Below are 20161 nucleotides of genomic sequence, written 5' to 3'. Positions count from 1 at the left end.
CCGGAGCGCCCCATGGCCAGCTACGTCTTCCAGCCCCAGCCCCATCCGCATCTGCCCATCGTCGGCAGCGACGCGGTCTTCCCGGTGCACCGCATCTATTGCGTCGGCCGCAACTTCGCCGACCACGCGGTGGAGATGGGCCACGACCCCAACAAGGAGCCGCCCTTCTTCTTCCAGAAGAATCCGGACACGCTGGTGCGCTCGGGCTCGACCATCTCCTATCCCAAGCTCACCAAGGACCTGCACCACGAGGTGGAGCTGGTGGTGGCGCTGAAGGAAGGCGGCGAGGACATCCCGGTGGAGCGCGCGCTCGACCATGTGTTCGGCTACGGCGTCGGCCTCGATCTGACGCGGCGCGATCTGCAGGGCGAGGCGAAGAAGCTCGGCCGCCCGTGGGAAACCGGCAAGGCCTTCGAGGAATCCGCCCCCTGCTCGGCCATCCTGCCGGTGGCCACCGCCGGGCACCCCGGCACCGGCCGCATCTTCCTGAAGATCAACGACCGGATGAAGCAGGAAGGCAACCTCAACCAGATGATCTGGAAGGTGCCGGAGATGATCGCGACCCTCTCCACCCTGTTCCGCCTCGCCCCCGGCGACCTCATCTTCGCCGGCACCCCGGCGGGCGTCGGGCCCGTGCACAAGGGTGACGTGCTGGAAGGTGGCGTCGAGGGCGTCGGCGAGATCTGCCTGACGGTGGACTGATCGGCAAGGTCGGTGAACAGGCCCGTGAAAGCGTCACGGGCCTCGGCTGGCCGGTGGGGCGCCTCAGCGACCCGCCGGGCGGCGTCAGGCGGCCCTGATCGCGAGCACCGCGTTCAGGCCGCCGAAGGCGAAGGCATTCACCAGGGCGATTTCCGCCGAGGCCGCCCGCGGGGCGTTGGGCACGCAATCCACGTCGCACTCGGGATCGGGCTCGCGGAAATTCAGCGTGGGCGGCAGGAAGCCGTTGCGCATGCCGAGCAGCGCCGCCGTGACGCCCAGCGCCCCCGAGGCGCCGAAGCAATGGCCGGTCATGGATTTCAGCGATGACACCGGCACCTTGGCCAGCCTCTCGCCCAGCACCGTGCGCAGCGACGTGGTCTCGGTCTTGTCGTTCAGCACCGTGCCGGTGCCGTGCGCCGCGACGTAATCCACCGCGCCGGCATCGAGCCCCGCATCTTCGAGGGCGGCGGAAATGGCACGGGCGGTGCTCGACGCGTCGGGCGCCGTCAGGTCCGCGCCATCGGCGGTCATGCCGAAGCCGAGCACCTCGCCGAGGATGGTGGCGCCACGGGCGCGGGCCCGCTCCATCTCCTCCAGCACCAGCACGGCCGCGCCTTCACCCAGCACCAGCCCGCTGCGGTCCTTCGAGAACGGGCGGCAGGTGTCCGCCGCCAGCACGCGCAAGGCTTCCCAGCTCTTCACCATGCCCAGCGTCAGCGGGGCCTCGCAGCCGCCGGTCACGGCCATGTCCAGCATCCCGCCGCGGATCATCTGGAAGGCAAGGCCGATGGCGTGGGAGGCGGAGGAGCAGGCCGAGGCGGTGCTGAAGCTCGGCCCGGTGATGTGGTAGGCCATGGAAATCTGGCTTGCCGCGGACGAGGGCATCACGCGCGGCACCGTGAAGGGCAGCGGGCGGGCGCCGTCGCGCAGGATGCGCACATAGCCCTCTTCCAAAGTCTGACAGCCAACCGCCGCGCCGAAGATGACGCCGGCCTTCTGCGGCGATACGCCCTCGGTGGCGCCGGCCGCCGCATCCATCGCTTCCGCTGCCGCCAGCAAGGCGAACTGGCCGGACCGGTCGATCGTGGAAATCTGTCGCGGGTTGAAGTGCGCTTCGGCGGCGTAGCCCGGCACCTCCCCGACCACCCGCGTCTTCACCTGCTCGGGCGGCACCAGCGTGAGCGGCCCGATACCGCCGCGCCCCTCGCGCAAGGCGGCGAGATGGACGGGAATGCCGAGGCCGAGCGCGGAAACGGCGCCGATGCCGGTGATGGCGACCCTGCGGCTCATCGTGCCGGCTGCGCCGTGGAAACCTTGCCGCTCCTGGCGTCGATGAGCTGCTCGACGGCTTCGAGCAAGGCGAAGACCTTCACGTCATTGCTTTCCAGTACGCCATGGGACGGCACCTCGATACCGAAGCGCTCCTCGATCTTGAAGATCAGCTCCACCAGATCGAGCGACCCGATCCCGAGGTCCGCGACGCTGGTCTCGGCGTCGATGATGGCCGGATCGATGGATGCCTCTTCTGCGATGACCGCGAGGATTTCGGCCCTGCGTCCGCTGAATTCCGCCACGCAACTTCTCCGTACCCGGTCCACGGCGGCGGCGCCGCCGTCACCCCCTCCGGGAGGGGCTAAAATGCACAGCAGCACCGGGGCTGTCCACCTGTCGCGGCGTCCGGTGCCGGAACCCGCCCCCGCGCCGTGCCGTTGAGCCGGACAAGCCCGCCGGTTGCGGGCAGCGAGGAGACGCCATGACGCTCGAACCGCGACTCATTTCGAAGGCCGACGCGACCCGCCTCGGCGTCATGCCCGGCTGGTGGGCGGTCACCCCGGACGGCACCCCTGCCGGCGGCCCCTATGCGACCGAGGAAGCCGCCATGGTCGGCATCGGCGCCCGCGGGGCGGATCAGCCCACCGGACGGCCGGGCGAGGCCGGACCGCCGCCGGAGGAGTGAATGGGACAGGGTCTGAGAGGCGCCATCTGCCCGCGCACGGCGCATCTGTGCGTGGACATGCAGCACTTGTTCGGCCCCGGCGGCCCCTGGCCGGCGCCGTGGACACCGCGCATCCTGCCGGTCATCGTCGAACTCGCCGGCCGCGCCCCCGGGCGCACGTTGTTCACCCGCTTCATTCCGCGCCACACCGCGGAAGCGCTGCCCGGAAGCTGGCGCCACCTCTACAGCAAGTGGCGCGAAGTGACGCGGCAGGAGCTGGCGCCGGCGCTTCTGGAGCTGGTGCCGGAGCTCAAGCGCTTCACGCCGCCGGCGCGGCTCATCGACAAGACGCGCTATTCGGCGTTTTCGTCCCCCACCCTGCTGCCGACCCTCGCGCATCTGGGCGCCGACACGCTGGTGCTGTCGGGCGCGGAGACGGATGTCTGCATCCTCGCCACCCTGTTCGATGCGGTGGACTACGGCTACCGCGTGGTGGTGGCCCGCGATGCGGTCTGCTCCTCCTCCGATGCCGGGCACGACGCCGTGCTCGCCATGCTGTCGCAGCGCTTGTCCATTCAGGTGGAGGTGGCCGACGCGGAGGAGATTCTCTCCGCCTGGCGCACCGCCGCCGCCGCGTGAGGCGGATTACCGCCGCAGACCCAGCTTCAAGCCATAGGCGGTGAGCGCCGTTTCGTGCCCCGAATCGGCACGCAGCCCGATATGGCCGTCCGGCCGCACCACCAGCAGGGTCATGCAGGAGATGCCCAGCCGCGCGGCATCATCAGCGGACAGGCTGGCGACGCCCGGCCCGCCGCCGGCCACCGCCGCCGCGAAGCTGGCGCCATAGAGCGGGGCGGCGCTGCGCTCGGCCAGCGCCTGATAGAGGCTGGCGACCTTTTCGCCGCTCGCCCGCTCGCCGCCGAGCAGCAGGATGGTGTGGCCGGTGCGGTTGACGAGATCGTCCAGCATCATCGCCTCGCCGTCCGCCGTGCCCACCGCGATGCGGTCCGGCAGGCGCTGGCCGGGGGCCAATCCCGGACCCGCCTCCCCCACCACGATGGGCGAGCCCGCATAGTCCACGTCCAGCTCGGCCTCGGCCACCGCCTCATGGTGGCGCGTCTTGGGATCGGCGAGCACCTCGCGGATGATGGCGTTGCGTGCCTGACGGTCGGCGGCGTCCTTCAGCATCTGGGCGCTGTCCGCCTCGTCGCCCGAGGCGGTGATGCGCTGGGCCACAGGCCGGCGCTCGGCCTCGTAGCTGTCGAGCAGGGTGTCGGCGCAATGGCCCTGCGCCACCAGAGCCAGCTTCCAGGCGAGATTGAAGGCGTCCTGGATGCCACTGTTCATGCCGTGCCCCTGGATGGGGCTGCAGGTGTGGGCGGCATCGCCCGCCAGCAGCAGGCGGCCGGACCGGTATTTCTGCGCCACCCGCGTGTAGCACTGGAAGCGGACGGGATTGGCCACATCCACGAAGCGCGACGCCGGCAGATAGCGCGCGAGGGGGACCGAGGCGTCCGCCACCAGATCGCTGTCCGGCCCGCTCGGCCGCACATAAGCGCGCCAGCGTTGGTTCGGCAGCGCGGTGAGGATGAGGGGGACGTCGTCCAGATAGGCGTAGGTCGCCTCGAAGGCGTGCGGGAAATCGGTGACGGTGGCGTCGAACACCGCCCACGGCTCCTCGATGGGATGGCCGTCCTGCCCGATGCCGGCGAGGCTGCGCACGGCGCTGCGGTGGCCGTCGCAGCCCACCACCCAGCGGGCGCGGATCACCTTCGTCTCGCCGCCATTCTCCAGCATGGCGACCACGCCGTCGCCATGCGACTCCAGGTCCACAAGCTTGGTGCCGCGCGTCACCCCGCCGCCGAGCCGGGCGAGATATTCGGTGAGGATCTGCTCGGTCACCTCCTCGGAGATGCCGATATTGTAGCCGTAGCGGCTGCCGGCCAGGCCGAGGTCGATCTCGCCCAGCACCGCGCCATCCGCATGGATGCGGGCGATGCGCTGCTTCACCCCGGCGGCGAGGAGCGGCGCGGCGATGCCGAGATGATCGAACACCTCGATGGAGCGCGGATGCACCACGGTGGCGCGGTCCCACGCCATCGGCGCGTCGTGGGCATCAATGATGAGGCTGTCCACGCCCCGGCGTTTCAGTTCAGCGCCGAGCAGCAGCCCGGTGGGCCCGGCCCCCACCACCAGGACGGTCACGTCAGGAACCAAGGCACGTTCTCCCCATTTGCCGCAATGGAGCACGGCAAAGCTGGAAATTCAAAGGGGTCCGGCCGAACGGCGGCGGGACCAGAAGGGCGCGTCGCGCCAGCGGGTTTCCATCAGCGCGTAATGGCGGCCGAGGTCGGCCGTCTCGCCTTGCAGCGTCCGGTAATCCTCTGCCCAGTCCGCGAAGGCCGCGCCCTCCCCCGCCAGCGCCTGCGCCACCAGCCCGCCGGCCCGCGCGCCCATGAGAATGGCGGCGGAGATGCCCTGCGAGGAGAGGGGATCGAACGTCATGGCCGCATCCCCCGCCGCGCACCAGCGCGGGCCGTGGAGGCTGCGCCCGGCGGCGGTCTCGGCCGGAGAGGTGCGGGGCACCACCGCGCCGGCGCCCGCCCCCGCCAGCCGCCGCATGTGAAACGTCTCCCCGAGGCGCCGCGCCCAGCCGGCGACGCCATCCCCGAGCAGGTCGGCATCCGTGAGGAAGGCGAGGACGCGCCGGCCGCCCGGCAGCGGCGTCGTGTACCACCAGCCGTCCGCCACCGCCTCCACGCTCGTGCCGCGATAGGGGTCGGCATCATCCAGCGTCGCCACCAGCGCCACCTGACGGTCGAAAGCCTCCCGCCCCGAGCCGACGTGCCGCGCCACGGCGGCGGCCCGGCCGGTGGCGTCGAGCACGAAGCGCGCGGCAAGGCGCCGGCCGTCCCTGAGCGTCACATCCCATCCGTCCGGCGCGGCGACGATGCCCTCCATCCGCCCCGTGACCAACATCGCGCCTGCCGCTTCGGCACGGGCGCGGGCGTCGGCATCGAAGCGGGCGCGGTCGAGCAGCCAGCCGCCACCGAGGGGATTGGCCAGGAAATCCGTCTCGATGAGATCGTCGCTGCCCCAGCAGGATCGGGTGCCGTAGGCCACGAGGTGGCGGTCCTCGTCGAGCAGCCCCGGGCCGAAGGCGGCGTCCACCAGCCCTGCCATGCCCGGCGGCAGGCTCTCCCCGGGCCACGCCTGGCCGCGCGCATCGTGGAGCAGCACCACCCTCAGCCCACGCCCCGCCGCGGCGATGGCGGCGGCGGAACCGGCCGGGCCGGCACCCGCCACGAGCAGATCGCAGCTCATCCGATGAAAACGAGACCGCCCGGATTGGGCAAGCCGTCGGCGAAGTCGGAGACGATGCCCACCTCGCCCTTCAGCTGCACCTTCTTGATGAGCCGCCCCCGCGTCTGCGACGTGTAGAGATCGCCCTTGAGGTCGAAGGCGAGGCCGAACGGCATGGTCAGCTCCGCCCCGCGCAGGATGAGCGGGATGGGCGTGCCGAGCGGATCGAAGCGCCGCACGGCATTCTCCAGCTGGTCCGCCACATAGAGGCGATAGGAGGTGTCGTAGGCCATCTGGCGGGGATTGCGGAAGCCGGTGAGCCAGTTGGGGTTGAGGATTTCGCCCGTGGTCGCGTTGATGCGCGCCACCGAGGTGCCGCCCCAGCTCACCAGCAGCGCGCCGTCTGGCGCCACCACGACGCCGATGGGCGAGACCAGCCCCGCCTCCGGCGGCACCAGCACGCGGCTCTTCCCGTCCGGCGTGATGACGGAGACGAAGCCCTTCTCCACCCAGTTGGCCACATAGAGGTTGCCCTGCCGGTCGCCGGCGATGCCCATGGGCTGGGAGAAGCCCTCCGCGAACAGGGAGACCTCGCCCTTGGGCGTCACCCGCCGCACGAAGCCGGCATTCATGCAGGAGACGTAGAGATTGCCGTCGAGATTGCGCGTCATGCCCTCCGGCCGCTCCAGCGGGGCGGACAGGGCCATCACCGTCACCGCCCCCTCGGCATCCACGAGGCGCAGGCTGTTGTCGTCGGAATTGGCCACCACCAGCGGGAAGGTGGCCACCTGCGGATAGAGCGTGTTGGCGCCGTAGCTCGCATCCGGCTCGCGGGCGAAGCCCACCAGGGTCTCCACCTTCATGCGCGCCGGGAAGCTGCCGTCGCTGGGGCCGGGGCGGTCGGCGACGACGCCGAGGCGGAACCAGTCCTGCGCCATGGCGGCAAGCACCGGCGGGCGGGTCGGCGCGCTGATGAAGCGTTCCCAGTCGCGGCGGCGGGCGAAGGCGGCGCGCCGCTCATCGATGGCGCGGGCGGTGTCCATCACCACCTCGTAGTCCGCTTCCGACAGCACCGTATTGGGCACCCGCGCCGGCCAGAAGGCGGGCAGAACGGGGGAGATGGAGGACTGGTAGCCCGAGCGGCAGCTCGACCAGTCCGCCTGCCACGGCAGGCCCAGCCACTGGGTGATGCCGCCCGGCCCGAGGCGGGAGAGCGGGCCGGACTTGGACAAGGCCTCCGGCGAGGTCATGTCGGGCCCGTAATCGGTGAGGTCCACCGCGCGGGCGGTGGAGACGAGGCGCATGTCCGCCGTCCAGATCCACGGCACCCGGGCGATCCACGGGAATTCCTGCCCCGGATGGAACGGCCCGCCGACGCAGGCCTCCAGCGCCGCGCGGTCCAGCGCCGCTGGCTGGCCGCCGAGGGCGATCCCCTCCAGCCGTCCCGCGCGGGCCGGGCGGCCGAGGGTGAAGTGGCCGGCCGCCCAGTTGCGCAGATGGGCATATTGCAGCGGCGTCAGCGTCATCCACTGGCGCGGCTCGATGACATCGGGCGGCAGCACCAGATGGTCGCCATAGAGCTGCGGTTCGAGATCCGGCCGCACCTCGGGGGAGGCGGGGTCGCGGAACAGCGCGAGGATTTCGGCCCGGAAGGCGGCATTGGCCGGCGAGGCATCCGCAAGGCGGGCGCGCAAGGCGGGGCGCGCGAAGTCCCGGGGCGATCCGAAGCCGAATTTGGCGAGGAAGCCGGCATTCACCCATTGCAGATCGGAGAGGCGCGCGAAGACCGGCCAGACGTGATCCTCGAACACGGTGGGCGGCGCCTTGCGGACGCCGGCGCCCACCAGCGTCGCCTCCACCACGTCGTAGAGCGTGACGAGGCTGGTCGCGATGGCCGGCGCGTAATTGGGGCCGACGCTGATGAGCCATGCGGGATCGGCGCGGAATTCCCGGCCGCCCATGCGCACCACCGCATCCACCGGACCGTCGCCGGTGTCGTCGGCCCAGCCGTCATTGTCGGCATAGCCGCTCATGGGCGGGGCATCGGGGGCGGGGTGGCAGCGGCCGGAGGCGGGCATCACCACGAGGTGGCCGGCGGCGTCGGTCATCACCTCGCCGAGATTGACCGACTGGCCCTGAAAGGCCCCACCATCGAGCCGCTGGGGCCTGGCCCCCGGCCCGGCCACGGTGCGCGGACCGGGAACGATGGCGAGGCTGGCGCGGTCCGCCACCTTGGCGTTGCGGCGGCCGGCGGCGGGGGCGCCGGGCAGGTCGAAGGGAATGTCGATGCCGTACCAGAGCGCCTTGGTGTTGGCGACGGTCAGCGTCCAGCTTATTTCAGCCTCGCGCGCCGTCACCTCGCCCAGCACGCGGCCCTGCGCGTCATAGGCGAAGAGGCGGAAGCGGGCGGCCTGCCGGGCCATGGCGCCGGCCTCGTCCTTGAAGGGACCGACCGGCACGCCGCCGGGCACTTCGGGGCCGAAATAAAAGGCGTCCTTGCTGTTGCCCACCCGCGCCACGCCGATGGCGGGATGGATGGCGATGCGCGCCACCCGCTTCGGATCGATCCCCCCCTGTGCCGCCGACGCCTGCGTGGCGCCCGCAAGGCCGGCCGAGATCCCCGCAACGAATGCACGGCGCGACAGCACCCCGTCCCCCATGGTCCCCTCCCCGCTCCCCCGAGCGCGGCGAGACTAGGCAAGCGATGGCTATGCCGTAAAGAGTGCCTGCGGGAAACTCAGGCGAAATGATCGCCCACGTAGGAGGCCACCCGCCCGAACGCCGCTTCCGCGCCCTTGGCGGCGCGCGCCTCCTCCTCGGCCGAGAGCGGCACCGCATCGAGGGCGGCGACGAAAGTCTTCCAGTGGAGGCCCCGCCCCTCGGGCGCGGCGGCGAGGTGGCGGGCGCCGAAGCGCTCGTCGAGGCCGAGGGCGGCGGCGGCCTTCAGCAGGAAGGCGGCGCCGAGGTTCGATCCCTCCGCCACATAGAGCCAGCCGAGCGCCTCCGGCAGCGGCGCATTGGGGCCGAGGGCGGGGGCATCGCCCGGTGCGGGCACGGGAAGGCCGAGATCGGCGAGATCGGCAGCGATGTCGGCGAGCCGCCGACGGCCGGGCAGATCGGGCAGCAGCGCGCCGAGGGCCGGGCTGTCATAGAGCGCGGCGATGTCGCGATGAAACAGATACTGCACCGCGAGGAAGCGGCCATAGCGCTCCCGGCTCTCGAACGGCCGCCCGGCCATGATGGCGCTGTCCAGCCGCTCATGGGCGGCATGGGTGAGGGCCTTCAGCGCCGAGGCGCGGCTTTCAGCGCGGGCGGGGGAGCGGTCGAGTTCGGCGGTGGTCATGGCAGCCTCAATATTTGAACTATTCTCGATCAAAACAGATGATCCGCCAGAATAGGCACAGTCCGAATCTGTCTAGGCGGATACGCGGCATCTCGCAAGGTTAGGCAGCAGCGTCTGCGACCGCAGTGGCAAGTCATCGCCGCAGCTCTCCGATGTGGAAATCAATGCTTGCGACATCATTACATCAAACGGCCGGCGAGGCCAGCTTTGCGCCCTAGAGACGGCAGCCGCCGCAACGCAAGCTTTGCTGGAAAAATTCCAATCAACACTCGGAACGTTCGGCCCGGCGCGGAGATAGGCAAGGGCGGGCCGGCTGCGGCGCGGTCGAGTTCGCCGCAGCCTTGATGTAGGCTCGTCGCTGAGGCCGGCGCGCCGTCCGGCCCGAGGAGGAACGTCCATGCGTCCGGTCACCACTTCTGCCTGCTCCGTTCGGGCCACGCGCTCCCTTCCCCTTCTCGCCGCGCTCCTCACCGGCCCGTTCTTCATCGCGCCGGCTCTCGCCCAGGCCCCGGCGGCTGCGCCCGCCGCGAAGGTGGTAAAGGCCGACATCATCAACAACGAAGGCAAGACCATCGGCTCCGCCACCGCCACCGGCACGGAGCGCGTCACCATCGTGCGCGTGGCGCTTGCCGCCGGCGCGCTGCCGCACGGCTGGCACGGCATCCACTTCCATCAGGTGGCGAACTGCTCCGACACCGCCAAGTTCATGGATTCCAAGGGCCACGTGAACCACCACGACAAGGCCCACGGCCTGCTCAATCCCAACGGCCCGGACCAGGGCGACCTGCCGAACATCTATGCCAATGCCGACGGCTCGATGAATGCCGAGGTGTCGAGCACCACCGGCCTCACCGACAAGGACGGCCTCGGCCAGCCGGGCGGCTTCGCGCTGGTGATCCACGCCAGCCCCGACGACTTCATCACCCAGCCCATCGGCGGCGCCGGCGCCCGCATCGCCTGCGCGGCGTTCAAGCCGTAAGGGCGCTGAATGAGGTACGTCGGACGGATCGACTGACACCACCGTCATGCCCGGGATTGTCCCGGGCATCCACGTCGGGCCGATCGCAGAATGGCCGGAGGGGGTGCCCGGCCTCACCACGTGGATGGCCGGGACAAGCCCGGCCATGACGGCTCGCGAGAACGCCATCGGCGCCTATATTAACATCATCATAATGTGCAACTAAAGAATACCCCGCTCCTTTCCGATAATTGATTGAATCCCTCAATTTTGTGGTGATACTCCGCGCCCGAATTGCCCCTTCCCGCGCGGAGTCCCGTTTCATGCGCCTGTCCCTGCCTTTCGCCGCCATTACGGCGACGCTGCTGTCCCTTTCGCCGGCTTTTGCTGCGGACCCCAAGCCCCTGCGCATCGGCGTGCTGAACGACCAGTCCGGCATCTATGCCGACATGGCCGGCCCCGGCTCGGTCATCGCGGCGAAGATGGCGGTGGAGGATTTCGGCGGCAGCGTGCTGGGCCGTCCGGTAGAGATCATCGCCGGCGACCACCAGAACAAGCCGGATGTGGGCTCGGCCATCGTCACCCGCTGGATCGACGAGGACGGGGTGGACGTCATCGCCGACATCCCCACCTCCTCCGTGCTGCTGGCGGTGCAGGAGATCGGCCGCACCAAGAACAAGCTGGTGCTCGCCTCCACCGGCGGCTCGTCCGATTTCACCGGCAAGGCCTGCGCGCCCACCGGCATCCACTGGACCTACGACACCTATGCGCTGGCCGCCGGCACTGGCGCCTCGCTGGCCAAGGACGGGCCGTGGTTCTTCGTCACCGCCGACTATGCCTTCGGCACGGCGCTGGAGCGCGATACGGCGAAGGCGGTGGAAAAGGGCGGCGGCAAGGTGGTGGGCAGCGTGAAGCACCCGCAGGGCACCGCCGACTTCTCCTCCTTCCTGCTCCAAGGACAGGGCTCGGGCGCCAAGCTCATCGCCTTCGCCAATGCCGGCAGCGACACGGTGAACGCCATCAAGCAGGCCAACGAGTTCGGCATCCCCCAGTCGGGCATCAAGCTCGCCGGGCTCTATCTGCACATCACCGACATCCACGCCATCGGCCTGCAGACGGCGCAGGGCCTCATTCTCACCCAGGGTTTCTACTGGGATCTGAACGACGAGACCCGCGCCTGGTCCAAGCGCTTCTATGAGCGCCACAAGGCCATGCCCACCATGGGCCAGGCCGGCACCTATTCGGCCATCCTGCATTACCTGAAGGCGGTGAAGGCCGCCGGCACCACCGACACCGCCACCGTGGCGGCGCAGATGAAGGCGACGCCGGTGGACGACTTCTTCTCCCACGGCGGGCGCATCCGCGAGGATGGCCGCATGGTCCACGATCTCTATCTGCTGCAGGTGAAGACGCCGGCCGAGCAGAAGTATCCGTGGGATTATCTGAAGCTCATCCGCACCATCCCCGGCGACGAGGCGTTCCGCCCGCTGGCCGAGGGCGGCTGCCCGCTGGTGCGCCAGCACGCGGCCAACTGAGGCCGCCTCACGCGCGGCGGGTGGTCTTGGGGTTGCCCCCGGCGCTTAGCCGCGCCGGGGCGGTCTTAAGTTGCCTCGCCGCTCAGGCGCGGCGGGGGAGTGGTCCCCCGCTCGCGAGATAGACGCCGATGGTGGCGGCGAAGATGCCCAGCCAGTCCGTGCCGGAGGGAACTTCGCCGAGGATGGGAATGGCCATGAGCGCCGCCATCACCGGCACGCAGGCGCCGAAGGCCGCGCCCGCCGAGGCGCCCAGCAGCGCCACCGAGCGGGCGAACAGGAACAGCGAGATCACGGTGGCGAAGACGCCCTGATAGACCGCCTGGAAGACCACATCGCGCAGCGGCGCATCGAGCACGGTGAAGCCGTGCACCATGGCGTACAAGGGCAGATAGAGCACCGCCGAGCCCACCGACACCACCGCCACCGCATGGAGCGCGCCGAGCCCGCTCTTGCGCAGCGCCACCGCATAGCTGGCCCACATGAAAGCGCCGGCCATGCACAGGAGGTGGCCGATGCCCGAGCCCAGCCCGGAAGCCACCGCCCCCACCCCGGCGATCAGCGCCACGCTGGCGAGGATCAGCGCATAGCCCACCCGCCGCTGCATGCTGAACCGCTCGCGCAGGGCCACGGCCGAGATCAGCGCCACGAACAGGGGCATGACGCCGGGAATGAGCACCCCCGCCTGCCCCGCCGGCGTGGTGCGCAGGCCGAAGCCGGCCACCACCGCATAGGGCGCACCGGCGCCGATGATCATCACCAGAAGCTGCCAGGGCTTCGCCTTGTCGAGCCCCAGCCCGTGGCGCAGCAGCACGGGCAGCAGCACGAGGCCGGCGGTGGCGTAGCGCAGCATGGTGACGTCGAAGACGCCGAGCGACGAGGTGACGCCGAGCCGGGTGATGGACATCCACCCTGCCCAGATGGTGACGCTCGCCAGTCCGAACAGCGCCCCCGCCACATAGCGCGCGGTGGAGATCGGCGCGCCCGCCGTCTGCGGGCCCGTCGTCTGGGATGGAGCCGTGTGCGTACTCATGCCGTGTAGGTCGTCATGCCGCGGATGTGCCCATGCCTGTCCGGAATCGGCCACAGGCTACCCCGCACAATCCACGCGGCCTAATGAGAGTTTGAGGTGCGATCCATGAGGCCCGCTGATGGGTCGACGGCCAGGAGCCTCACGCCGGCACGGCCGCCCGCCAGCGGTTCACCGCCGCAAGCTCCGCCTCCGGCTGCTCGGACACCACGGCGCGCCGGCTAAGGAAGACACTTCCCGCCTCGCCGTCGAGGGACAGCCAGTCGCCCTCCGCCAGCGTCGCGGCGCCGAGGCGGGCGCGGCGGGCGGCGGCATCGATGACCAGCGCGGCGCAGCCGACCACACAGGCCCGGCCGAGCTGGCGCGCCACCACGGCGGCATGGGCGGTGCGCCCGCCGATGCTGGTGAGGATGCCCGCCGCCAGCGCAAGCGCGGCGATATCGTCGGTCGCCACATCCGGGCGCAGCAGGATCACCGGATCGCCCGCCCCTGCGAGGCGGCGGGCGCCCTCCTCGTCGAACGCCACCCGGCCGCTGACCGTGCCGGGCGAGGCGGCGACGCCGTGCGCCACCGGCTCCGCATCGCCGGAGAAGCGGGTGGCGGCGACAGCGGAAAGGTCCACGCCTTCGAGCAGCGCCAGCCCCTCGGCCGGGGTGATGGCGCCTTCCGCCACCATGTCCACCGCGATCTTGAGCGCGGCGCGCGGCGTGCGCTTGGCGGCGCGGGTCTGGAGGAAATAGAGGCGGCCCTCCTCGAAGGTGAATTCCACGTCCTGCACGTCGCGATAATGCCGCTCCAGCGCGGCGACGCCCTCGGCCAGAGCGGCGGCGACGTCGGGCAGCACCGCGCCGAGCCGGTCGAGCCCCACCGGCTGGCGGCGGCCGGACACCACATCCTCCCCCTGCGCATCGAACAGGAGGTCGGCATAGAGGCCCGGCGCCCCGCTCGCCGGATTGCGCGAGAAGGCGACGCCCGAGCCCGAGCGCACGCCGGCATTGCCGAACACCATGGCCTGCACCGTCACCGCCGTGCCGGCCAGATGCTCCAGATGGTTCAGCCGGCGATATTCGATCGCTTTCGGCGCCGCCCAGGAGCGGAACACCGCCTCTACCGCCTCGGCAAGCTGGTCGCGCGGGTCGGCGGGCACGATCGCGCCATAGCCGTCGCGGGCAAGGTCCAGATAGCGCGTGGCGAGGCGCTCCAGCGCCTCCGGGTCCAGCCCCTGCTCGCTGCCCGCCTGCTCGGCGGCGATGAGATCGCGCTGTAGCTGCTCGAACGGCGCGCGGGGCAGGCCGGCCACCACCTCGCACCAGCCCTCGATGAAGCGGCGATGGCAGTCGAAGGCGAGGCGCGGGTTGCCGTGGAGGCGCATGAGACCGCGCGCGGTCTCGGCGGTCATGCCCACGTCCAGCACGGTCTCCAGCATCCCCGGCATGGACTTTTCCGCGCCGGAGCGCACGGAGACGAGGAGCGGGCGGCGGCGGTCGCCGAAGCGCCGGCCGGAGGCGGCTTCGAGAAAGCCGAGGCCCTCCTCCAGCAGGCGCCGCACCACGCCCTCGCGCCGCTCGCCGCAGAGCGTGGTGGAGAGCACAAAGGCGGGCGGCACGTCGAGCCCCAGCGCGTTCATGCGCCAGAGCTGAGCGGCCTTGGAGCCGAAGTCGTGCGCCGTCAAAGGCGCGGTGGTGCCGCCGGTGCCGATGAAGGCGATGGGGTGCGTGTGGGGGGCCTGGTTCTTCACGGGGCCATCTCCTCCAGCACCGAGGCGCGCAGCGCGAGGGCGGCGCGGGCCAGTTCGTCGGTGGCGCCCTCGATGGCGCGGGCCAGCTCAAGGGTCGCGACAAGCGCCCCGGCGTCGAGGGGATCGCCGGCGCCCAAGGCCAGCACGGCTTCCTGCACCCGGCGATGGGCGGCATCGGCTCGGCGCTCGCCCTCGGTCACGGCGTCGATGGCTTCCAGCGTGTCGGTCACATCCTCCCGCCGGCCGGCCGAGCCCTCGCTGGCGGCAGCCACCGCCCGCACGAGGTCGGAGCAGCAGACCACCGCGCCGGCAGCGAGATCGCGCAGGGGCGGCACGGCGGCGCCGGGCTTCAGCCGCGCGGCGCTGGCGAGGAAGGCGGCCTCCTCGAACGCATCCACCGCCTGCTCGGCGGCATCCGCCACGGGCAGGAAGCGCCCGCCCTGACCGAACGGGCCGCTCGCCCGCTCGCGGGCGCCGACGATCTGCCGGTCGGCCTTCTCCTCCAGCCGCTTGGCCCGGCTGCGCAGCGCATCGCGGGCGGCATCGGAAAGGTCCGCGGGGGCATCGAGCACGCCCGCCACCGCGCCGGCCAGCATGCGGGCGATGCCCAGCTGGCGCAGCACCACGGCCAGCATCTCTTCCTCCACCGAGCCGAAACTGCGCGCCAGTTCCGCCCGCACCTCGTCTCGGATGAGCCGGGCCGAGCGGCCGGCGGCCAACCCCTCGCTGGAAAGGCGCAGCACCTCGGCGAGGAAGCGCGCCGCGCCCTCGCGCCCCAGCACCCGGTCGAGCCGCGCCCCATAGGGCACCCGCCCCTCGGCGCTGCGGCGCACGGCATCGAACACCAGTTCCGGCCCGCCCATCTCCAGAAAGCCGCGATGGCCGATGGCGCCGCGCGCGGCGGTGCGCAGCAGGGCGATGGCGGTGGGCTTGTCCACGAAGGTCTGGAGCGCCTTGCGCGCCTTGTTCCAGTCGATGAGGAAGACGATGTTGCGGCCCACGGCCGAAAGGAAGCCGTCCAGCGCCTCCGCGTCGGTCGCGACGAAGCGGCCGGTGACGAGGTGGAAAGCCGCCCCGCCGGCAATGCCCGCCGCCGTGCGCTCGGCCAGCGGTGTCCATTCGGCCCCGGCATCCGAAAACAGGGAGATGAAGAATTTGGCGCGGGAGCGGTGCACGTCCGTATAGGTGACGGTGGCCGCGAGCCCGTCCACGGCGATGATGATGACATGGGCATCGGTGGTGCCGATGTCGTTCTGGATCACGAGGCGCGTCCCGCTGCGGCTCGCCGTGGTGTCGAGGCCGGGATGGCCGAAGATCAACCGGCGCGTCTGCGCAAGCCCCGCCATGAAGGCGGCGATGCGCGGCTTGTCCGCCTCCGCGATGCCCAGCGTCCGCGCGCCCGCCACCGTCTCGGCCGAGAGGGCGGCGGAAAGGCGGTTCAGCGCCTTGTGCAGGTCCATGACCAGGAGATGGGCGCTGTCCGCCCCGCCGCGCCGGGCACTGGTCAGGCGCACCAGATCGGCCTCGGAAAGGATGTCGACGGAAAGAATGTCGTCCGTGCCCGCGCCGAACGCCGTGCGCAAAGCGGCAAGGCGCGTGGCGAAGCCCTCGGCGCCGCCATCCCCCGCCACCTCCAGCGGATCGGCCATGGCGGCGATATCGTCGAGGATCGCCTGCGTGAGACGACCGGCGCCGCTGACCTGATAGCCGCCGCCATCGAGCAGCCGGGCGCTGGCGATGGCCGCGTCGAGCCCGTCGCAGGACAGGCCGGCGGCGCGCGCCTCGGCGTCCAGCGGGCGACCGGGGGTGGCGGGCGCGCGGGCGCGGGCGGCGGCGTCCTGCAAGGCGGTCATGCGCAGCTTGGCGCGGTCATTGGCGGCGAGCGCGCGTTCCAGCCGCGCCGGGAGCAGCAACCCGCCTTCGCCGAGCGCCTCGACGATCAGGGTCTTCTCCATGTCTTCCGCCTCCCCGTCACCTGAAATGCACAGCCCGCCCGTGCGCCGGCCACGCGGGCAGGCGCCGGGTGTCGAAAGGCTGCGTGGGACTTTCGGCGCCCCGGTCTACGACGGGCATCTGACAAATCGACGACAGGCCGCTCAGACCCCGCGCCTGCGCCGGAGCGCCCGCGCGGCGAGCTTCCACAGCTCGCGCGTCCAAATGACCGAGCTTGCCACCGCCGTGCACAACAGCCAGTCGCGCGCGGAGAGCGGAACGGTCGAGAAGGCCTGCTGCAGCGCCGGCAAATAGAGCACCAGCGCATGGAGGAGGAGCGAGCCGGCCACGGCGGCGATGAGCCAGCGGTTGGCCAAGGGCCGCACGAAGGCGCTCGCGGTGTCGGAGCGCGCGTTGAAGACATTGAACAGCTGGAACAGGACAAGGGTGGTGAAGGCCATGGTCTGGCCATAGGCCAGCGTGCCCTGCCCCTCCACGAGCCCGCCCGGCAAGGACAGGTCGATGACGAAAAGCGTGCCCCCCGCCATCACCGCGCCGACGAAGACGATGCCCGCCCACATGGTGCCGGTGATGACGCCCTCGCCCCGCCGGCGCGGCGGGCGCGTCATCACGTCTCCATCGGCCGGATCGATGCCGAGGGCGAGCGCGGGCGCGCCGTCGGTCACGAGGTTGATCCAGAGAATCTGGGTGGCGAGCAGCGGCAACGCCACGCCCCCGCCCGCCGCCTCGGCCGCGGCCGAAAGGCCGATGCGCCCGGCGAGGAGCAGGCCGAGGACCATGGTCATCACCTCGCCGATGTTGGACGACAGCAGGTAGCGCAGGAACTTGCGGATATTGGCGAAGATCGCCCGGCCTTCGGCGACGGCGCGCACGATGGTGGCGAAGTTGTCGTCCGCCAGCACCATGTCGGCCGCCTCCTTCGACACGTCCGTGCCGGTGGTGCCCATGGCGATGCCGATGTCCGCCGCCTTGAGGGCCGGCGCGTCGTTCACCCCGTCGCCGGTCACGGCGACCGTCTCGCCGGCCCGGCGGAGGGCCGCGACGATCCTCAGCTTGTGCTCGGGATCGACACGGGCATAGACGGACGCCTGCGCGACCACCCGGTCCAGCCCGGCCTCATCCAAAGCGGCGATGCGGGCCCCGGTCACGACCCCGGCGTCCACCGGAATGCCCACCTCGCGGGCGATGACGGTGGCGGTGGCCGGATGGTCTCCGGTCATCATGAGCGTGCGGATGCCCGCGGCATGGGCCTGCGCCACCGCCGCCCGCGCCTCGGGCCGGGGCGGGTCCATCATGCCGATGAGGCCGATGAAGACGAGGTCGCGCTCGTGCTCCGCGGTGACGGCGCCATCCGCGAGGTCAGGGGCCGGCAAGGCCCGATAGGCGACGCCCAGGGTGCGCAGCGCCTCGCCGGCAAGCGCGTCATTGGCGGCAAGGATGGCGGCGCGGCGCGCCTCGCCGAGCGGCACCTCGGCCTCGCCCCGAAGCTCGCCGGTGCAGTGGGCAAGGAGCACGTCCGGCGCGCCCTTGGTGACGAGGATGAGGTGGGAGGGCCGTTCCGCGTCGCTGTGCAGCGTGCTCATGAGCTTGCGCTCGGACGAGAAGGGCACCTCGCCCAGCCGGGCGAAGCGCGCATCGAGGGCCGGGGCGCTGAGGCCCGCCTTGCGCGCGGCGACGATGAGCGCACCTTCCGTGGGGTCGCCATGCACCACGAAACCATCGGCGCCTTCGTGAAGGATGGCATTGTTGGCCCGCTCGGCGGCGATGAGCGCGCGCTCGACCTCCTGCTCCAGTGCCGGCCGGTCGGCGGGCGCATCGGGAAATTCCAGCGCGCCGTCGGGGGCATAGCCGGTGCCGGTGAGCGCGACGCTGCCGCTTGCCGTCACCACCCGACGCACGGTCATCTCGTTGCGGGTCAGCGTCCCGGTCTTGTCGGAGGCGATCACCGTGGCCGAGCCCAGCGTCTCCACGGCGGCGAGGCGGCGCACGATGGCCTTGTTGCGGGCCATGCGCTGCATGCCCAGCGACAGCACCGCCGTCACCACCGCCGGCAGGCCCTCCGGCACCGCGGCGACGGCGAGGGCGACGCCGAGGATCAGCACATTCAACACCTGTGGCAGGTCGCGCACGCCCTCCATGAGGAGGATGGTGCCGATGACCGCGCCGGCGATGGCGAGGACGACGACGCCAAGCACCCGGCCGACCCGTTCCAGTTCCCGCTGGAGGGGCGTCTCGTCCTGCGGCGCCTTCTCGATGAGGCCGGCGATGCGCCCCATCAGTGTCTGCATGCCGACCGCCGTCACCACCGCCCGGCCGTGGCCATAGACCGCATGGGTGCCGCTCCACACCATGTTGGCGCGGTCCGCCGGCTCGGCCCCGTCCGGCAGCGCCGCCACGTCCTTCGCGGTGGGCACGCTCTCGCCGGTGAGCGCCGCCTCCACCGTCTGCAGCGCGGTGGCCTGCAGGAGGCGGCCGTCGGCGGGAATGGTGTCGCCTTCCGCCACGAGGATGACATCGCCGGGCACGAGCGCGGCCGCGTCGATGGACAGGGTTTCGCCGTCGCGTATGACCCGCGCATGGGCCGCCGAAAGCCGCCGCAGTGCCGCTGCGGCGCGCTCCGCCCGCGCCTCCTGCACATAGCCCATGGCGGCGTTAAGGAGCACGATGGAGAAGATGGCGAGCGCCTCGTAGGGCAGCGGCGTCCCGCGCTCATGCAGCCATATGGCAGCCGAGATGGCGCCGGCGGCGATGAGCATGAGGACGAGGGCGCTGGCGAACTGGTCGAGGAACCGCCGCCATCCGCTGCGCGGCGGGGCGGTGGCGATCAGGTTCGGGCCGAAGGCCGCCTGCCGCCGCTCCGCCTCGGCGGCGGAGAGGCCGCGCTCGGCGTCGCTGCCCAGCACGGCAAGCACCGCTTCGGCGGACTGTCGGTAGGGCTCGGACGAAGCAACGGCGATCGGCAGCATGACGCTACGATAGCCGCATGGTGGCGACGGGGTGCTGACACAGAGCAAATATCCCGCCGGATTCCGCTCAGGTCCGGTAGCCCTCCTCGGCCAGCACCTGACGCACCACGGGGCGGGCGCGCAAGCGCTGGTAGTGGGCCTTCACCTTGGGCGGCATGGGGATGCCGGTGCGGTCGGCCCAGAACTCGTTATAGAACAGCGCCGCATCGGCGATGGAGAAGCGATCGCCCACGGCGAAGCCCTCGGCCGGCAGGCGGCGTTCGATGATGTCGAACCCCTGTGTCACGATCTCCCGGCCGTGTGAGGTCACGTCGTCTTTCAGACGTCCGCTGTCTTCCGGCGCGACATAGCGCTCGGCCACGAACACGCGGGTGAAGCCCTCGCCGTGCAGCTGGCCGATGGCGAAATTCATCAGCTCTTCGGCCTGCGCCGCCAGCGCCGGATCCTCCGGCAGGAGCTTGCCGCGCGGATAGGTGCGGGCGAGCCACAAGGCGATGGACCTGAAGTCGCACAAGGGTTCGCCGCCATCCGGCACCAGCGTCGGGATGGTGCCGCGCGGGTTGATCTTGAGATAGTCGGGACGCAGGTGGTCGCCGGCGGGGATGTTGATGATCCACGCCTCGAACGGCAGTTCCAGCGTCTCGAGCAGGATGTGGATGCCCGTGGAGCAGGACCCGGGCGTCATGTAGAATTTCATGGC

At 71.2% G+C, this 20161-nt stretch carries 16 protein-coding genes; 5 read left to right on the top strand and 11 right to left on the bottom strand.

What is annotated here, in order from left to right; translation table 11 throughout:
* Window positions 1-12 precede the first annotated feature (12 nt).
* Complete coding sequence (locus tag D7006_RS01450) at window positions 13-702, top strand: fumarylacetoacetate hydrolase family protein (protein ID WP_237355289.1); 690 nt, start codon at window positions 13-15, stop codon at window positions 700-702.
* Window positions 703-786: 84 nt separating this feature from the next.
* Here D7006_RS01450 and D7006_RS01445 read toward each other — a convergent pair whose 3' ends face one another.
* Window positions 787-1992: a beta-ketoacyl synthase gene (locus D7006_RS01445; RefSeq protein ID WP_237355288.1), complete on the bottom strand. Its 1206-nt coding sequence runs from the start codon at window positions 1990-1992 to the stop codon at window positions 787-789.
* Entirely contained in the window at window positions 1989-2276 is a 288-nt protein-coding gene (locus D7006_RS01440; protein WP_237355287.1) for an acyl carrier protein, read from the bottom strand. Before D7006_RS01440 ends, D7006_RS01445 begins: the two co-directional genes overlap by 4 nt.
* Window positions 2277-2455: 179 nt before the next feature.
* Between D7006_RS01440 and D7006_RS01435 the strand changes: the two genes are divergently transcribed.
* Complete coding sequence (locus D7006_RS01435; RefSeq protein WP_229645025.1) at window positions 2456-2659, top strand: hypothetical protein; 204 nt, start codon at window positions 2456-2458, stop codon at window positions 2657-2659.
* A complete protein-coding gene (locus tag D7006_RS01430; RefSeq protein WP_237355286.1) occupies window positions 2660-3277 on the top strand; it encodes a cysteine hydrolase family protein in 618 nt (205 codons plus the stop codon).
* 6 nt (window positions 3278-3283) lie between these two features.
* Here the strand turns inward: D7006_RS01430 and D7006_RS01425 are convergent, their stop codons facing one another.
* From D7006_RS01425 to D7006_RS01410, 4 genes are all read right to left on the bottom strand, one after another.
* Window positions 3284-4855 (bottom strand): FAD-dependent monooxygenase, encoded by a 1572-nt coding sequence (locus D7006_RS01425; protein ID WP_237355285.1) that lies wholly within the window; start codon window positions 4853-4855, stop codon window positions 3284-3286.
* A gap of 48 nt (window positions 4856-4903) precedes the next feature.
* Entirely contained in the window at window positions 4904-5962 is a 1059-nt protein-coding gene (locus tag D7006_RS01420) for an NAD(P)/FAD-dependent oxidoreductase (protein ID WP_237355284.1), read from the bottom strand.
* Window positions 5959-8601: a LodA/GoxA family CTQ-dependent oxidase gene (locus D7006_RS01415; RefSeq protein ID WP_237355283.1), complete on the bottom strand. Its 2643-nt coding sequence runs from the start codon at window positions 8599-8601 to the stop codon at window positions 5959-5961. Before D7006_RS01415 ends, D7006_RS01420 begins: the two co-directional genes overlap by 4 nt.
* Before the next feature lie 77 nt (window positions 8602-8678).
* Window positions 8679-9284: a biliverdin-producing heme oxygenase gene (locus D7006_RS01410; protein ID WP_237355282.1), complete on the bottom strand. Its 606-nt coding sequence runs from the start codon at window positions 9282-9284 to the stop codon at window positions 8679-8681.
* A gap of 397 nt (window positions 9285-9681) precedes the next feature.
* Between D7006_RS01410 and D7006_RS01405 the strand changes: the two genes are divergently transcribed.
* Window positions 9682-10263 (top strand): superoxide dismutase family protein, encoded by a 582-nt coding sequence (locus D7006_RS01405; protein ID WP_237355281.1) that lies wholly within the window; start codon window positions 9682-9684, stop codon window positions 10261-10263.
* 302 nt (window positions 10264-10565) lie between these two features.
* Window positions 10566-11777 carry an ABC transporter substrate-binding protein gene (locus tag D7006_RS01400; RefSeq protein ID WP_237355280.1) on the top strand — a complete coding sequence of 404 codons (1212 nt, stop codon included), beginning with the start codon at window positions 10566-10568 and terminating at the stop codon, window positions 11775-11777.
* Between the two features lie 82 nt (window positions 11778-11859).
* On the opposite strand, the gene D7006_RS01395 is transcribed toward D7006_RS01400, so the two are convergent.
* The 5 genes from D7006_RS01395 to D7006_RS01375 all read right to left on the bottom strand — a co-directional run bounded on the left by D7006_RS01395 (window position 11860) and on the right by D7006_RS01375 (window position 20158).
* Entirely contained in the window at window positions 11860-12807 is a 948-nt protein-coding gene (locus D7006_RS01395) for a DMT family transporter (protein WP_237355279.1), read from the bottom strand.
* A gap of 139 nt (window positions 12808-12946) precedes the next feature.
* Window positions 12947-14542 (bottom strand): PEP/pyruvate-binding domain-containing protein, encoded by a 1596-nt coding sequence (locus D7006_RS01390; RefSeq protein WP_237355278.1) that lies wholly within the window; start codon window positions 14540-14542, stop codon window positions 12947-12949.
* A complete protein-coding gene (locus tag D7006_RS01385; RefSeq protein ID WP_237355277.1) occupies window positions 14539-16497 on the bottom strand; it encodes a hypothetical protein in 1959 nt (652 codons plus the stop codon). The genes D7006_RS01390 and D7006_RS01385 overlap by 4 nt, the downstream gene beginning before the upstream one ends.
* 141 nt (window positions 16498-16638) lie before the next feature.
* Window positions 16639-19461 carry a cation-translocating P-type ATPase gene (locus D7006_RS01380; RefSeq protein WP_237355276.1) on the bottom strand — a complete coding sequence of 941 codons (2823 nt, stop codon included), beginning with the start codon at window positions 19459-19461 and terminating at the stop codon, window positions 16639-16641.
* A 67-nt stretch (window positions 19462-19528) separates the two neighbouring features.
* Complete coding sequence (locus D7006_RS01375) at window positions 19529-20158, bottom strand: glutathione S-transferase family protein (RefSeq protein WP_237356832.1); 630 nt, start codon at window positions 20156-20158, stop codon at window positions 19529-19531.
* Window positions 20159-20161 lie beyond the last annotated feature (3 nt).

This window comes from Xanthobacter sp. YC-JY1, assembly GCF_021730305.1.
Classification (GTDB): domain Bacteria; phylum Pseudomonadota; class Alphaproteobacteria; order Rhizobiales; family Xanthobacteraceae; genus Xanthobacter; species Xanthobacter flavus.
Note: the sequence above shows the minus strand (reverse complement) of the source record. Positions and strands in the feature narration are given on the sequence as shown.